Below are 14,351 nucleotides of genomic sequence, written 5' to 3' on the forward strand. Positions count from 1 at the left end.
GCCCTGCCCGCCCAGGTTGTGAAGCCGCTGCCGGTCCGCATGGCAGAATGACACCCATGCGGACCACCCCTGACCACCGGCAGAACCAATCGGCCGGGGCAGCATCGGCCGCTCCTTCAGCTTCCGGCAGGGCTGCACGCCGCCTGGTGGCAGCAATCGCCGGCGGAGCCTTGGCAGCCGCTTTGTCGGGATGCGTGGGCGGGGTGCCGTCCGTTGTCCAACCGGGGGCAACCGGGCCGGCAACTGCAGCCTCAACCGCAATCGGCACGGGGACAAAGCCGGTGACAACGGAAACAGCTACGGCAGGACCGCTGGCGAATCCGTCCCCAGGGCAATCGACAGCTGGCCCGGCGGCTGCCGCCACTGAAGCGGTCAGGAAGACCGTAACAAACGCCTTGGGGCGACTGGCGGCAGGATCCCCGAAGCCCGCCACGGCGCAGGTGGCAGAGGCCCTGACCGGAGCGGGCATCGCACCGTCTGCATTGCAGGTTTCCCAGAGCCGGACCCCCACCGGCCTGGAAGCCGACGCCATCGAAGCCTCCGTGCTCCAGGGCAGCGACTGCGTCATCGGCCAGGTCCGCGACGGTGCCGTAGCAGTGACGGTCCTTCCGGTACTGGCCAGCGGCAAGTGCTTTGTAGGCTCCTGACCCGGGTGCACCGAATGTGAGTTATGCCCGCCAACCCACTAGATTTGGAACCATGGCGGAATTTATCTACACAATGACCAAGGCCCGCAAGGCCGTTGGCGAAAAACTCATTCTTGACGACGTAAGCATGTCCTTCTTTCCCGGCGCCAAGATCGGTGTTGTGGGCCCGAACGGTGCCGGTAAGTCCACCATCCTGAAGATCATGGCCGGACTGGATACCCCCTCCAACGGCGAGGCCCGGCTCAGCCCCGGCTACACCGTAGGAATTCTCCTGCAGGAACCACCCCTGAATGAAGACAAAACCGTCTTGGGCAACGTCCAGGAAGGTGTAGGCGAGATCTACGGCAAGATCCAGCGCTTCAACGAAATTTCCGAGGAAATGGCCAGCCCCGATGCTGACTACGACACCCTCCTCGAGGAAATGGGACACCTGCAGGAAGCCATTGACGCTGCAGACGCCTGGGACCTGGATTCCCAGTTGGAGCAGGCCATGGACGCGCTCCGCTGCCCGCCGGCGGACGCCGACGTGACCAACCTCTCCGGTGGTGAGCGCCGCCGCGTTGCCCTGTGCAAGCTGCTCCTGCAGAAGCCGGACCTGCTGCTGCTGGACGAGCCCACCAACCACTTGGACGCCGAGAGCGTGCTGTGGCTCGAACAGCACCTCTCCAGCTACGCAGGCGCAGTCCTGGCTGTCACCCACGACCGCTACTTCCTGGACCACGTCGCCGAGTGGATCGCCGAAGTGGACCGCGGCCACCTGTACCCCTACGAGGGCAACTACTCCACTTACCTGGAGAAGAAGCGGGCGCGCCTGGAAATCCAGGGCAAGAAGGACGCCAAGCAGGCCAAGCGCCTCAGCGAGGAACTGGAGTGGGTCCGCTCCAACGCCAAGGGCCGCCAAACCAAGTCCAAGGCCCGCCTCGCTCGCTATGAGGAGATGGCCGCAGAGGCAGACCGCACCCGCAAGCTTGACTTCGAGGAGATCCAGATCCCGCCGGGACCCCGCCTGGGTGGCCTGGTGCTGGAGGCCAAGAACCTGCAGAAGGGCTTCGAAGACCGGACACTGATCGACGGACTGTCCTTCAGCCTGCCCCGCAACGGCATCGTGGGCGTCATCGGCCCCAACGGCGTTGGCAAGACCACGCTGTTCAAGACCATCGTTGGACTGGAGCCGCTCGACGGCGGCGACCTGAAAATCGGCGACTCCGTCAAGATCTCCTACGCGGACCAGAGCCGCGGCGGCATCGACCCCAACAAGACCCTGTGGGAAGTCGTCTCGGATGGCCTGGACTTCATCCAGGTGGGCCACGTGGAGATGCCGTCCCGGGCGTACGTTGCGGCCTTCGGGTTCAAGGGCCCGGACCAGCAGAAAAAGGCCGGTGTGCTCTCCGGTGGTGAGCGCAACCGCCTGAACCTGGCCTTGACCCTCAAGCAGGGCGGCAACCTGCTGCTCCTCGATGAGCCCACCAACGACCTCGACGTCGAAACTCTCAGCAGCCTGGAGAACGCGCTGCTGGAATTCCCCGGCTGCGCTGTAGTGGTCTCGCACGACCGCTGGTTCCTCGACCGGGTGGCCACGCACATCCTGGCTTACGAAGGCGACGAGGAAAACCCGTCCAAGTGGTACTGGTTCGAGGGCAACTTCGAATCGTACGAGGAGAACAAGGTGGAGCGGCTGGGGCCGGATGCGGCCAAGCCGCACCGCGTTACGCACCGCCGCTTGACCCGCGACTAACATCGCGGCCACGACGGACGCAACAGCGTAAGCCGCGACAGGCAACCAACAGGCCGGTACCCCATGGGTGCCGGCCTGTTGGTGTTCATGGCCGGAACACATCCCCCGGGATACATCCCCTGGACGAGGTCACGGGGACGCGACCCCCGGAAGGTTAGTCCCGCCCGGCCTTGCGGATCTGGTGCCCCATCACCTTCGACTGGAAAGCACCCACCACCTTGTTCTTCAGGTCGGTGGGCACCCGCACCATGCCTTCCTGCGCCACGGAGGCCACGTGCTGCCCTGCCTGGTTGAAGATCTTGCCGGTCGCAAGGCCCCGGGCGCCTTGGGCGCTCGGCGATTCCTGGGCGTACAGCAGCCACTCGTCCACCCGGGCAGGGCGGTGCCACCACATGGCGTGGTCCAGGCTGGCAACATTCATCCCGGGAGTGATCCAGCTCAGCCCGTGGCGCCGCAGGATCGATTCCAGCAGGGTGTAGTCGCTTGCGTACGCCAGGGCCGCGCGGTGCAGGTTGGGATTGTCCGGCATGGGCCCGAAGGTCTTCATCCACACGGCATTGCGTGGTTCCCGTTCACCCTTTGCCGATACGTACAGCGGTGGATCAACGTGCCGGATGTCGAAGGGCCGCTCGTAGGCCCAGTGCCGCGCCACCGGATGGTCGAACTTTCCCAGCAGGTCCGCAGTGCTGGGCAGCGACTCGGGGTGGGGTATGCCGCTGGGCATCACGGACTCGTGCTCCACGCCTTCGTCCTCGCCCTGGAAGGAGGCGATCATCGACAGGATGGGCACCCCTTCCTGGTAGGCATGGACGCGCCGGGCGGAAAAGGACCGGCCGTCGCGGAGGCGCTGCACACCGAAGGTGATGGGCTTGTTCGCGTCACCCGGGCGGAGGAAGTAGCCGTGCATTGAGTGGACAAAACGGCCCGGGTCCACCGTCCTGATGGAGGCAATCAATGACTGCGCCAGCACCTGGCCGCCGAACACGCGGTGGTGGGGCTGCTGCTGCGACGGACCCAGGAAGATGTCCTCGTCAGTCCGGGCTCCCTCCAGCTCACCAAGATCAAGAAGGGAGATGAGCGATGAGGTGGGGTCTTCGGTGGGGAGCGCCAGGATTTCCGCGTCGGCTTCAGTCATGGTTCGACTTTAGACGGCGCCCCGGCACTGCTCAACAAAGGTGCAGCCGGTAGTGTTCTTGGTGTGTCTGATCTACTCACCTCGTCCTTCCGTTTCGCGGATCCGCAGGATCTCGCCGACCTGAAAACCTTCGCCACGCGCGCCAAGACAATTGACGACGGCGCCATCCGGCTTCAGGCTGCAGGTTCCGTTCTCGCTGCGTACGTCTGCGTGCTGCGGCCACGGGTGCTTGGTGAATCAACGCCCACAATCCTGGGGCTGCGCACCATGGCACTCGCGGAGCCGTCCGCGACGGACGTCACCGTTCCGCTGGCCGCCGTGCTGGACCGGCTCGCACGGGCGGGGGAAGACGACGTCGAGCTGCCGGTACCGCCGTCCACCGTCACCGAGTCCTGGACCGGCGTCGGCGCCCCCCGGAGCGGATGGGAGCTGCTGGGTTCGCGAAGCGATGCAGCGCTGCGGGAGGCTGCAGATGCCGGCATCGCTGAGGTGGCCGGAATTGTGCCGGACAAGCCCGGCGCGCTGATCGTCAACAACGCCCGGGCTGCCGTGTGGGGCAGGGCACTCGATGACTCCGGCCTTCCGGCAGGCGCCGCCTTCGCAGCCCTGGCCCTGGGCTTCCTCGGGGCCGGCGACCAGAAGCTGTACCGTGCCGGCCGCTGGTTCCGGCTCAGTGGTCCGCGCGGACACGTCCTTGCGCGGACGGGCAGCGGACTTCTCTAACGGCGGGCCGCTGTGGCGGCCGCGCACCACGGCATCAACCCGCTAACCGGCCGGGCTGTTCACCATAGAGAGGGCTGCGCGCTCCATGTAGTCCCAGAGGGTTCCCTCATACAGGGGCGGGAGTTCCAGCGCGTCCACAGCCGTCCGCATGTGGAAAAGCCAGCGGTCCTTGGCCTCCGGCGTCACCGTGAAGGGCATGTGGCGCATGCGCAGCCGGGGATGGCCGCGCTCTTCCCCGTAGGTGGCGGGTCCGCCCCAGTACTGCTCAAGGAACATCAGGAAGCGGCGCTTAGCGGGTTCCAGGTCCTCTTCCGGGTACATCGGCCGCAGCAGCGGATCCGTCGCCACGCCGTCGTAGAAGACGTCGATCAGCTTGACGAAGGTCTCGTGGCCGCCCACCGCGTCGTAAAAGTTGTCGGTGTAGCCGGGCTGGCTGAACGGATCGTTCTGCATCAGCTGGCGGGGCTTCTGCGGGTCGATGGGGATAGTCATTGCTAGTCTCCGGCCTTTTGGTCAGTCTTTTTGGTTTCGGCGCCGTGATCGCTGGCTTGGTCTGTGGTTCCGTCCGGTGACTCGTGCAGCGGCACGTAGTTGCCCTGCGAACGGTTGCCCACGCGGAGGATCTCGCCGTTGCGGAGGTACCAGATAGCGCCGTCGTCGGACCGTACGCGCGTGATGCGCAAGCCCATGGACTCCACCACGCCAACAACCTCGCTGGTTTCGATCACATCGCCGATTCCGTACTGGTCTTCAATGGTAATAAAGATTCCGGCCAGGAAGTCGCGGATCAGCTGCTGGGCACCGAAACCAATAGCCACACCCAAGATACCCACGCTGGTGAGGAGCGGCGCGATGTTGATGTCCAGGTTCTGCAGGACGTACATGCTGGTGATGACCACCACCAATACGCCGACGATGCTGTTCAGCAGCGAACCGATGGTCTCTGCGCGCTGGACCCGCCGTTCGTGGTCCAGTGCGCGCAGGGCCGGTGCCGCCCATTTGAAGGTGGGCCGCTTGAAAAAGTTGCTGCCGGCCGCCACGCGGCCGGTGATGCGGGAGATAACAAAGGTGGCAGCCAGCCAGATGGTAACGCCCACGCCGAGGCTGATCACGATGCCCGTGATGCTGATGCCGTCCGGCTCGGTGGCGGCGGAAGGAAGGATCGACAACATGCTGACCATAGGGGGAAAATACTCCTGGGGGTTCCCCGGCGGCGCCGGGATAGGGGGCCGGAGCGCTGGTTAAGCCCGGCGCGGAAGGCTCTGTTCTCCTTTAACCCTAGCGCCGTAGCGTGGTCGCATGCGCATTCTTGTCCTTGGCGGAACCGCCTTCCTGTCCGCAGAAATCGTCCATCAGGCCGTCGCCGGCGGACATGAGGTCACCTGCCTTGCCCGTGGCTCCGCCGCTGAGCCGCCGGAGGGCGCCGCGTGGCTGAAAGCCGACCGCTCGCTGGGCCCGAAGGCCTACGGCGGGGTTGAGGGGGAGTGGGACGGGATCATCGACGTCGCCCGCGATCCGGTGCCCGCAAGCGAGGCGTTGGATGCCCTCGGACACCGCACCGCCCACTGGACTTTCGTCTCCAGTTGCTCCGTTTATTCCGACGCATCGGTTCCTGGAGCCACCGAGGACGCCGCCCTCCTCCCGGCGCTTGCATGGGGTACTCCTTCCACGCCGGAAAACTACGGCGAATCCAAAGCCGCCATCGAGGAGGTAACCGTCAAAACCGCGGGTATGAAGGCCCACCTGTGCCGTGCCGGCCTGATCGGCGGGCCGGGGGACGGCTCGGACCGCTACGGGTACTGGCCGGCCCGCTTTGCCAGGGACAACAGCCCCGCCATTGTTCCCGCCATCGACAGCCACGCCACCCAGGTCATCGATGTACGGGACCTGGCCGCGTGGATCCTGCTGGCGGCAGAGCAGGGAACTACCGGGGCACTGAATGCGCTGGGGGACCAAGTGCCGTTCGGGGAGTACATCAGCGCGTCCCGGGAGGCTGCAGATCATCACGCCGAGGTGGTCCCCGCGGCCGAGGACTGGCTTGCGGACCAGGGCGTCGGCTACTGGGCGGGGCCGGATTCGCTGCCGCTGTGGCTCCCGCCCGGGCATGAGGGGTTTATGGCCAGGAGCAGAAAGGCCGCAGTGAAGGCCGGCCTGCGGATCCGGCCGTGGCAGGAAACGCTGGCCGACACGCTGGCTGACGAACGCCGCCGCGGCCTGGATCGGCCCCGCAAAGCCGGGTTGACCCCGGAGACGGAGGCGCGGCTGGTCGCCAGGCTGGGAGAGGAAACGAATTGACCAGCCGCGGCACCTGGGACAGCAGCAACAGCGCTAGGCAGCCACGGTCGTCGGAACGTGTTCCACCGGGAAGTTCACGCTGCGGGCTATGAAGCACACCTGGTTGGCTTCGTGGTGCAGCTGCGCAGCCAGTGCCACGTGCTGTTCGTCCGCCACCGTCACCTGGGGCCGCAGCGTCACACGTTCGAACTGGCCGCTGCCGTCCCGGTTGAGCTTCAGCAGCCCGGTGGCCTCGTCGCGGTAGTCCGCTACCACCACACCGTGCTTCACCGCCACGTGCAGGAAGGAAAGCATGTGGCACTGCGCAAGGGCAGCCAAAAGCAGCTGCTCCGGGTTGTAGCGCCCGCGGTCGCCATGGAAGGTAGGATCGGCCGAGCCTTTGAGGACCGGCAGCCCGGGAATGAGAATGTCGTGGTCCCGCGAGTAGCCGCGGTACGACGACGTCCCTCCTCCCAGGTTGCCGGTCCACTGAACCGTCAGCGCATAGCGGTGCTCGCTGAGCGTCACAACCCGGTCCCTGCTTCGATGGGAGTGGCGTCAGCGGCACGTGCGCGCAACGCCCGGGCAACGCCGTCGCGGTTTTCCAGCATCATCCGCCGCAGGGCGGCGCTTTGCGGCGGGAGTGCCGCCAGGAAACCGTCCGTGCGGTCAACGGTGGCCTGCGTGGTCAGCAACGCCGGGTAGAGCCCGACGACGATCTGCTGGGCAAGCGCGTGCGTTCGGGTTTCCACGATGGCAGGCACAGCCTGGAAGTACTTCTCCGCGTACGGCTCCAGCAGGGACCGGTCCAGGACGCGCATGAAACCCTTGACCGCCGACCCCTGGAGGGCGTTGGAGAGCTCGCCCTTCACCACCATCGATTCCCAGGCTGCCGCTTTCGCCTCGGGGGTGGGAATGGCGGCCTTCGCCTGGGCAGCGGCGTTCTGTCCGCTGGAGGTGTGGTCCCGGGCGAGCTCGGCATCGATGCCGTCCTGCGCCAGCCGGCCGCCCACCACCAGCGAAGTCACCAGCTCCCAACGCAGGTCCTGGTCAACAGCCAGCCCGTCCAGCACCAGCGAACCGTTTAGAAGCCCCGCCACTGTGTCCAACTGGGCTTCGCTCCTCGCCAACAAGGCGAAGGACTTCACGAACTGCAGCTGGGCGTCAGAGCCGCCCGGCACCTCGGAGGCCAGTTCCCACAGCCGGTCGGCTGCAGCCACGGCCGTCGTTTCCCGGTGCTCCTCGGCCACGTAGAAATCCAAGGTGGTGGCCAGCTGGCGGAGCTGGACCAGGATCACCGAGGAATCGGACTCGGCAGCCACGTTGGCAAGGATCAGTTCCACATACCGCCGGGCGGGCGTCTCCCCATCGCGGGCGGCGTCCCATGCGGAGTTCCATACCAGGGTCCGCGGCAGGCTCTGGCTGAAATCCTTCAGGTGGGCCGTGGCGGTGGCCAGCGACTTCTCATCCAGCCGGACCTTGGCGTAGGCGAGGTCGTCGTCGTTCACCAGGATCAGGTCCGGCTGCGGCATCCCCGCCAGCGCCGGCACCTCGGTGCGGACGCCGTCGACGTCCAGTTCCTCGCGGTGCACCCGCTCAAGCTTCCCGGCGTCGTTCAGGTTGTAGAACCCCACCGCCAGCCGGTGCGGACGGATGGTAGGCCACTCCTCGACGGCGGACTGCACGATGGCGAAGGAAGCCAGCCGGCCGTCGCTGCCCACTTCCAGTTCCGGCTTGAGGGTGTTGACCCCGGCGGTTTCCAGCCATTGCCGGCCCCATTCGTCCAGGTCGCGGCCGCTGGCCTTCTCCAGCTCCATCATGAGGTCGCTCAGTTCCGTGTTCTGCCAGGAATGCTTGGCGAAGTACTCCCGGACCCCGGCCATGAACTGCTCCGGTCCCACCCACGCCACCAGCTGGCGGAGGACAGAGGCGCCCTTGGCGTAGGTGATGCCGTCGAAGTTCACCTCCACGTCCTGGAGATCGTTGATTTCCGCGAAAATCGGATGCGTGGTGGGCAGCTGGTCCTGGCGGTATGCCCAGGACTTTTCCACCGACGCGAAGGTGGTCCAGGCGCTGGTGAAGTCCGTTGCCTCCACGGCGGCGAGGTGGGACATGTACTCGGCGAAGGACTCGTTGAGCCACAGGTCGTTCCACCAGCGCATGGTCACCAGGTCCCCGAACCACATGTGCGCGAGCTCGTGGAGGACAGTGATGGCCCGGCGTTCAATTTGCGCGCCGGTGACCTTGCTGCGGAAAACGTAACCCTCGAGGATGGTTACGGCGCCGGCGTTCTCCATGGCGCCGGCGTTGAATTCGGGCACAAAGAGCTGATCGTATTTCTCGAACGGGTAGGGGCAGCCGAACTGCGCCTCGAAGAACTCAAAACCCTGGCGTGTGAGCTCGAAGATGTTCTCCGCGTCCAGGTACTGCATCAGCGACTTCCGGGCGAAGACCCCGAGCGGAATGACCCGGCCCTCGGAACTCTTCACTTCGCTGCGGACGGACTGGTAGGGGCCGGCGATCAGGGCGGTGACGTAGGAGGACAGCCGCGGAGTGGGGGAGAAGGACCAAACGGAGCGGGCACCGCCGTCGTCTCCGGGCGTGGTTTCCACGGGCACCGGGGTGGGGGAGTTGGAGATGACATCCCAGTGCGAGGGCGCAGTGACGGTGAACGTAAAGGCCGCCTTCAGGTCCGGCTGCTCGAACACCGCGAACATCCTGCGTGAATCGGGAACCTCGAACTGCGTATAGAGGTAGACCTCGTTGTCCACCGGGTCCACGAAGCGGTGCAGCCCTTCGCCGGTATTCATGTAGGGGGCGTCCGCCACGATGGTGAGCTCGTTGTCCTCCGCGAGCTCCGGCAGCTGAACCCTGACGCCGTCCGCCACGGTGTCCGGATCAAGGCTGCGGCCGTTGAGCGTGACGCTGTGAACGGCGGCAGTGACAGCATCAATAAAGGTGGAGGATCCGGGCTTCGCGCTGAACTTCACCGTGGTGGTGCTGCCGAAGACCTTCCCGCCGCGGGTCAGGTCCAGGCTGACATCGTAGGACTCGACGGTGATCAGTGCGGCACGTTCGCGGGCTTCAGCGCGCGTCAGATTCATACCTGGCAAAGTGTGGCCTCCGGAATAATTGCGTTGGCCGGCTGGCGATGCCCAGCGGCGGCACTGATCATTCTTGCATTCCTTTACACCGGAACAAGTAGCGCAGCTCACAGTGTGTAGGGAGGGGGGTGCAAAGTCACTGGCCGGCGGCGGGAGTAGCGTTAAACCATGGGGAAGTTCATGGAGTCGGTTGACACGAAGGCCCTGCGTTTTGTGGCGGGCTTTCCGGTGGTGGTCGGGGCCGCTTTTGTGGTCTGCGCTTTTTTGCTTCGGCCTGACCTTCCTGAGCCGCTCGCCATCCGGTGGACGGACGACGGCGGCGCCGCCTTCGCGCCCTTTGCCGCCTACGTCACCGGGGGAGCCCTGATGATTGTGGCCCCCGGCTGGCTGGTCCTTTCCCAGGCCCTGCCGGTCAGCAGGCCGGTGCCCATGCGCCGGATCATGATGGGTGCCGGACTGTTTCTGTGCCTCTTCGTCGCCACCGCGCTCGCCGCCGGCCTCGTTGGGCAGTCCGGCCTGGCGGACGCCCGTGAGTCCAGGGTGGACCTCACCGTGCTTGCGCTCGGAAGCGGAGCCGCCGTGTCCCTCGGCGTGATTATGGGCTTTGTGTACAAGGCGGACCAGCAATGGTCGCCCAACGACGACAGGGCCCTCCAGCTTGCCATCGCCAGGGAACTGGATCCCGACCTGGCACGGGACAGCATACGGTTCTGGGTCCATGCCCGCAGCTCGGTTTTCGTCATGATCGGCATAGCCTCGCTGTTTCCGTCCGCGCTGATCGCCATCGCCGTGCCCTGGCTTGGAGTGCTGCTGGTGGTCCTGGCCGTCATCGGCGCGGCATTCCTCTGTGCCAGGATCAAGGCGGACCGGCGCGGCCTGAAAGTCCTGCTGGCCGGCGTCGTCCCCGTGATGGATGTCCCGGCAGGCGCCATCTCGGCAGCAAGAGCTGCGGAGGTCCGCGCTGCCGACTATGGCGGGTGGGGCTACCGGCACCACAGCGGAACTGCCGCCATGCTCGTCAGCAGCGGCCCCGCCGTCGTCGTGAAAAAGACCGACGGCCAAAGCCTGGCAGTGAGCAGCGGAAGCCAGGATTCCGCTGCACGGCTGGCCGAGGTCCTCACCAGGGTGGCTGCACGGGCACAAGGGGGCGGTCCAGCCGCGGCCGGCCCGCCTGAGTCCTAGTATTCTTATGGGTGTTGTTGCCCCCGGCCTGCACCCTCCGTGCCGGCCGCCAGCGCCCACACCGAACGGATTTTGCTTGTGACTTCTTCCCCTGCCTTCCCGCGGGTCCACATTGCCACCGACCACGCAGGCATGGAACTCAGCGCACACCTGGTCTCCCATCTGACGGCCAAGGGCTATGACGTGGTGGACCACGGTCCCAAGGTTTACGACGCCCTGGATGACTACCCGTCGTTCTGCATTAACGCCGCACTCGCGGTGGTGGCTGACCAGCAGGCCGGCGTCCACGCCCTCGGCATCGTGCTGGGCGGTTCAGGGAACGGCGAGCAGATTGCGGCCAACAAGGTCAAGGGCGTTCGGGCGGCCCTGGCATGGAACCACTCCACCGCCACCCTTGCCCGCGAGCACAACGACGCCAACGTGGTGGCCGTCGGCGGCCGCCAGCACACCGTGGAGGAAGCAACGGAACTGATCGAGGCCTTCCTGGCCGAACCCTTCAGCAACGATGAGCGTCACGTCCGCCGGATCGGCAAAATCGCCGCCTATGAAACTACCGGCGAGGTCATCGAGTAGTGCCGGAAGGCCATACCCTCCGGCGCCTGGCCCGGCAGTTCGGGGACGTTTTCAGCGGCCAGCGGCTCGCGGTGTCCAGCCCCCAGGGCCGGTTCGTCGGGGGAGCGGCGCTGCTGGACGGGCACACCCTTGTTGTTGCAGAGGCCCACGGAAAACATCTGTTCCTGCACTTCGACCACTCGCTGGTGCTGCACGTCCACCTGGGCCTCTACGGGGCCTGGACCTTCGGCGGAGACAGCACGTTTGCCGGCTCCTCCAGCATCGGTGCCCCGCGCCGCGTGGGGGAGCAGGAAACCTTCGGTGACGGCGACGGCGATGAGCCCGCCGGGTACACCGGTCCGCCTGCCCCGGTGGGGGCTGTGCGCGTCCGGATCGTCGGCAGCAATGGCTGGGCTGACCTGCGCGGGGCAACCACTTGCGAAACCATCACCGGTGCAGAAGCCGACGCCGTGCTGGCCCGGCTGGGTCCCGATCCACTGGTCAACCGCCGCGGGGACGCCGGCCGCTTTGCCGCGGGCCTTCGAACCCGCAAAACGCCGGTGGCCGCGTTGCTCATGGACCAGAAGGTCATCGCCGGCGTGGGAAACGTGTATCGCGCGGAAGTCCTTTTCCGGCGCCGGCTCGATCCGTGGCTCCCGGGCACCGATATTTCGGAGACGGAGGCGCGCAAGGTGTGGCGCGACGTCGTCTCCGTTATGAACGACGGCGTGGCGGACGGCCGGATTATCACCACAACGCCGAGGTACTGGTCGGGGAACGGCAGGACGGCCAGGGCTGCGGCGGAGAACGCCGCGCTCAAGAGCAGCACCTTCCCGGCCAGGGAAAACGCCCATTTTGTCTACAAACGAAACGGGCTGCCCTGCCGGGTCTGCGGCACGCAGGTGCTGATGGCCGAACTGGTGGCGCGCAAGCTCTACTGGTGCCCGTACTGCCAGCAGTCGTAGCAACACGGCACCGTATGCGCGGGACAAAAGACGATGGAAACCAAAAAGGCCCCTCAATGAGGGGCCTTTTGTTGTTCCGCAGAGGGGACGACGGGAATCGAACCCGCGTAATCAGTTTGGAAGACTGAGGCTTTACCATTAAGCTACGTCCCCGAAAGAAGATCCTTCTGCAGCGCTGTCAAGCACCGGCAGGCTGGCAACTTCGGGCTGGCTGTTCAAGCCGGATACAACTAAACCTAATTCATGGCCTACGTGTCAAATGTGCAAAGACGGCGCGTATCACCGTAGACTTGCCTGTGCACTTACGGGGTGTAGCTCAGCTTGGCTAGAGCGCCTGCTTTGGGAGCAGGAAGTCGCAGGTTCAAATCCTGTCACCCCGACTCTGCGGCCCGGGCCACTTGGACCGGACAGGAACATTGCGTTTGCAGAAACCCATCCCACAATCCCAGGAGTACTTAGACCGTGAAGAGCGCTGTCGAGAACCTCACCCCCACGCGGGTCAAGCTCAATGTTGAGGTCCCCTTTGAGGAATTGAAGCCCAGCATCGACGAGGCCTACAAGACCGTTGCTTCGCAGATCCAGGTCCCTGGTTTCCGTAAGGGCAAGGTACCGGCCAAGCTCATCGACCAGCGCGTCGGCCGCGGCTACGTCCTCGAGACTGCCATCAACGAAGGCCTCAACGGCTGGTACCAGTCCGCTGTCCAGGAATCCGGCATCCGCCCCCTGAGCCGTCCCGAGGTGGAAATCACCGAGGTTCCGGACCCCACCTCCACCGATGGTGAGCTGAAGTTCCACGCCGAGGTTGACGTCCGCCCCGAAATCGAACTTCCGGACTACGCCGGCATCCAGGTTGAGGTTGCTGCAGCCCAGTCCTCCGATGAAGACGTCGACAAGGCCCTGGACGAACTGCGCGGCCGCTTCGGCACGCTGAAGTCCGTGGACCGTCCCGCTGCCGACGGCGACTTCCTCACCATCGACATCAACGCCACCATCGACGGCGAAGAGGTCGACTCCGCCGCAGGCCTGTCCTACCAGGTAGGCGCCGGCACCATGCTCGAGGGCCTCGACGAAGCTGTCACCGGCCTCAGCGCCGACGAAGACGCCATCTTCAACACCACCCTGGTGGGCGGCGATCACGCCGGTGAAGCATCCCAGGTCAAGGTAGTGGTCAAGGCCGTCAAGGAGCGCGAACTCCCCGAGGCCAACGACGACTTCGCCCAGCTCGCTTCCGAGTTCGACACCCTTGCCGAGCTCCGCGAAGACCTCGCCAAGCAGGCCGCCGACTCCAAGATCGTTGAGCAGGGCGTCGAAGCCCGCGACAAGGTCCTGGACAAGCTCGTTGAGCTGGTAGAGGTTCCCGTTCCGGACTCAGTGGTCGAAGAGCAGCTTGAAGCCCACTTCAAGGAGGGCAGCGGCCACGGTGAAGGCGAGCACGACACCGAGGAGCACCGTGAAGAGGTCCGGGCCAACACCGCCCGCGCCTTCCAGAACGAAATCATCCTTGACGCCATCGCGGAGAAGGAAGAAGTCAACGTCAGCCAGAACGAGCTGATCGACTACATCGTCACCACCGCCAGCCAGTACGGCATGGACCCCAACCAGTTCGCCCAGATCATTGATCAGAGCGGCCAGGTCCCCATGATGGTTTCCGAGGTCCGCCGCCGCAAGGCACTGGCTGTTGTCCTTGGCCAGGCCACGGTGACCGACACCGAGGGCAAGACTGTTGACCTCACCGACTTCGTCAGCCCCGGCGGCGAAGAGGAAGCTGCCGCAGTGGACGCCGAAGAAGCAGTAACGGAAGCGCCCGAGGTTGCTGTTGAGGAAGACACGGCAGAGGCCAAGGCCTAGTACTTGCTGTAAACGCAGTTCCTTGCCGTCAGGCGATTTGAACGGCCCCCGGATCCATGGATCCGGGGGCCGTTTGCGTTGAGCCAGGGCACGGTTCCGCAAGGTGCGCACCGATCGTGCGCCGTCAGCGAACAGTCCACGGTGCGCGAACAAAACGCCGGTGAAACCGGTTAGTGTCCAAGTAGA

Annotated in this window: 13 protein-coding genes and 2 tRNA genes; 9 read left to right on the top strand and 6 right to left on the bottom strand. The window is 65.4% G+C overall.

The window, feature by feature from the left end:
- Window positions 1-56 precede the first annotated feature (56 nt).
- Window positions 57-647: a hypothetical protein gene (locus QFZ70_RS07770; protein WP_307094812.1), complete on the top strand. Its 591-nt coding sequence runs from the start codon at window positions 57-59 to the stop codon at window positions 645-647.
- Window positions 648-699: 52 nt separating this feature from the next.
- Window positions 700-2,382 carry an energy-dependent translational throttle protein EttA gene (ettA, locus tag QFZ70_RS07775; RefSeq protein WP_307094813.1) on the top strand — a complete coding sequence of 561 codons (1,683 nt, stop codon included), beginning with the start codon at window positions 700-702 and terminating at the stop codon, window positions 2,380-2,382.
- A gap of 154 nt (window positions 2,383-2,536) precedes the next feature.
- On the opposite strand, the gene QFZ70_RS07780 is transcribed toward ettA, so the two are convergent.
- Entirely contained in the window at window positions 2,537-3,517 is a 981-nt protein-coding gene (locus QFZ70_RS07780) for an acyl-CoA thioesterase II (protein WP_307094814.1), read from the bottom strand.
- Window positions 3,518-3,580: 63 nt separating this feature from the next.
- On the opposite strand from QFZ70_RS07780, the gene QFZ70_RS07785 reads away from it, so the two are divergent.
- Window positions 3,581-4,240 carry a hypothetical protein gene (locus tag QFZ70_RS07785; protein ID WP_307094815.1) on the top strand — a complete coding sequence of 220 codons (660 nt, stop codon included), beginning with the start codon at window positions 3,581-3,583 and terminating at the stop codon, window positions 4,238-4,240.
- A 42-nt stretch (window positions 4,241-4,282) separates the two neighbouring features.
- Here QFZ70_RS07785 and QFZ70_RS07790 read toward each other — a convergent pair whose 3' ends face one another.
- Together QFZ70_RS07790 and QFZ70_RS07795 are read right to left on the bottom strand one after the other, a co-directional pair.
- A complete protein-coding gene (locus tag QFZ70_RS07790; protein ID WP_307094816.1) occupies window positions 4,283-4,732 on the bottom strand; it encodes a globin in 450 nt (149 codons plus the stop codon).
- 2 nt (window positions 4,733-4,734) lie between these two features.
- Window positions 4,735-5,421 (bottom strand): mechanosensitive ion channel family protein, encoded by a 687-nt coding sequence (locus tag QFZ70_RS07795; RefSeq protein ID WP_307094817.1) that lies wholly within the window; start codon window positions 5,419-5,421, stop codon window positions 4,735-4,737.
- Window positions 5,422-5,539: 118 nt separating this feature from the next.
- Here QFZ70_RS07795 and QFZ70_RS07800 point away from each other — a divergent pair, with 118 nt between their 5' ends.
- Window positions 5,540-6,535, top strand: coding sequence for an epimerase (locus QFZ70_RS07800; protein ID WP_307094818.1), 996 nt, complete (start codon window positions 5,540-5,542; stop codon window positions 6,533-6,535).
- Between the two features lie 33 nt (window positions 6,536-6,568).
- Here QFZ70_RS07800 and QFZ70_RS07805 read toward each other — a convergent pair whose 3' ends face one another.
- Complete coding sequence (locus tag QFZ70_RS07805; RefSeq protein ID WP_307094819.1) at window positions 6,569-7,042, bottom strand: OsmC family protein; 474 nt, start codon at window positions 7,040-7,042, stop codon at window positions 6,569-6,571.
- The gene (pepN, locus tag QFZ70_RS07810) at window positions 7,039-9,618 is read right to left on the bottom strand and encodes an aminopeptidase N (protein ID WP_307094820.1); all 2,580 of its coding nucleotides are present in this window, start codon (window positions 9,616-9,618) and stop codon (window positions 7,039-7,041) included. Before pepN ends, QFZ70_RS07805 begins: the two co-directional genes overlap by 4 nt.
- 168 nt (window positions 9,619-9,786) lie before the next feature.
- On the opposite strand from pepN, the gene QFZ70_RS07815 reads away from it, so the two are divergent.
- The 3 genes from QFZ70_RS07815 to QFZ70_RS07825 all read left to right on the top strand — a co-directional run bounded on the left by QFZ70_RS07815 (window position 9,787) and on the right by QFZ70_RS07825 (window position 12,317).
- Window positions 9,787-10,800, top strand: a complete 1,014-nt coding sequence (locus QFZ70_RS07815; RefSeq protein ID WP_307094821.1) for a hypothetical protein — start codon at window positions 9,787-9,789, stop codon at window positions 10,798-10,800.
- 78 nt (window positions 10,801-10,878) lie between these two features.
- Window positions 10,879-11,373, top strand: a complete 495-nt coding sequence (locus QFZ70_RS07820; RefSeq protein ID WP_104045250.1) for a ribose-5-phosphate isomerase — start codon at window positions 10,879-10,881, stop codon at window positions 11,371-11,373.
- Window positions 11,373-12,317: an Fpg/Nei family DNA glycosylase gene (locus QFZ70_RS07825; RefSeq protein WP_307094822.1), complete on the top strand. Its 945-nt coding sequence runs from the start codon at window positions 11,373-11,375 to the stop codon at window positions 12,315-12,317. The genes QFZ70_RS07820 and QFZ70_RS07825 overlap by 1 nt, the downstream gene beginning before the upstream one ends.
- 82 nt (window positions 12,318-12,399) lie before the next feature.
- Here the strand turns inward: QFZ70_RS07825 and QFZ70_RS07830 are convergent.
- A tRNA-Gly gene (locus QFZ70_RS07830) sits at window positions 12,400-12,470 on the bottom strand.
- A gap of 152 nt (window positions 12,471-12,622) precedes the next feature.
- Between QFZ70_RS07830 and QFZ70_RS07835 the strand changes: the two genes are divergently transcribed.
- A tRNA-Pro gene (locus QFZ70_RS07835) sits at window positions 12,623-12,697 on the top strand.
- Window positions 12,698-12,779: 82 nt separating this feature from the next.
- Window positions 12,780-14,165 carry a trigger factor gene (gene tig, locus QFZ70_RS07840; RefSeq protein WP_307094823.1) on the top strand — a complete coding sequence of 462 codons (1,386 nt, stop codon included), beginning with the start codon at window positions 12,780-12,782 and terminating at the stop codon, window positions 14,163-14,165.
- Window positions 14,166-14,351: the final 186 nt, after the last annotated feature.

The sequence above is a fragment of the Arthrobacter sp. V1I9 genome, from assembly GCF_030817075.1.
Lineage (GTDB): Bacteria > Actinomycetota > Actinomycetes > Actinomycetales > Micrococcaceae > Arthrobacter.

Bases quoted from the DNA above. Each gene is read 5' to 3' on its own strand.
- QFZ70_RS07800 (WP_307094818.1), top strand. From the start codon at position 5,540: ATGCGCATTCTTGTCCTTGGCGGAACCGCCTTCCTGTCCGCAGAAATC.
- QFZ70_RS07770 (WP_307094812.1), top strand. From the start codon at position 57: ATGCGGACCACCCCTGACCACCGGCAGAACCAATCGGCCGGGGCAGCA.
- QFZ70_RS07790 (WP_307094816.1), bottom strand. From the start codon at position 4,732: ATGACTATCCCCATCGACCCGCAGAAGCCCCGCCAGCTGATGCAGAAC.
- ettA (WP_307094813.1), top strand. From the start codon at position 700: ATGGCGGAATTTATCTACACAATGACCAAGGCCCGCAAGGCCGTTGGC.
- QFZ70_RS07795 (WP_307094817.1), bottom strand. From the start codon at position 5,421: ATGGTCAGCATGTTGTCGATCCTTCCTTCCGCCGCCACCGAGCCGGAC.
- pepN (WP_307094820.1), bottom strand. From the start codon at position 9,618: ATGAATCTGACGCGCGCTGAAGCCCGCGAACGTGCCGCACTGATCACC.
- QFZ70_RS07815 (WP_307094821.1), top strand. From the start codon at position 9,787: ATGGGGAAGTTCATGGAGTCGGTTGACACGAAGGCCCTGCGTTTTGTG.
- QFZ70_RS07780 (WP_307094814.1), bottom strand. From the start codon at position 3,517: ATGACTGAAGCCGACGCGGAAATCCTGGCGCTCCCCACCGAAGACCCC.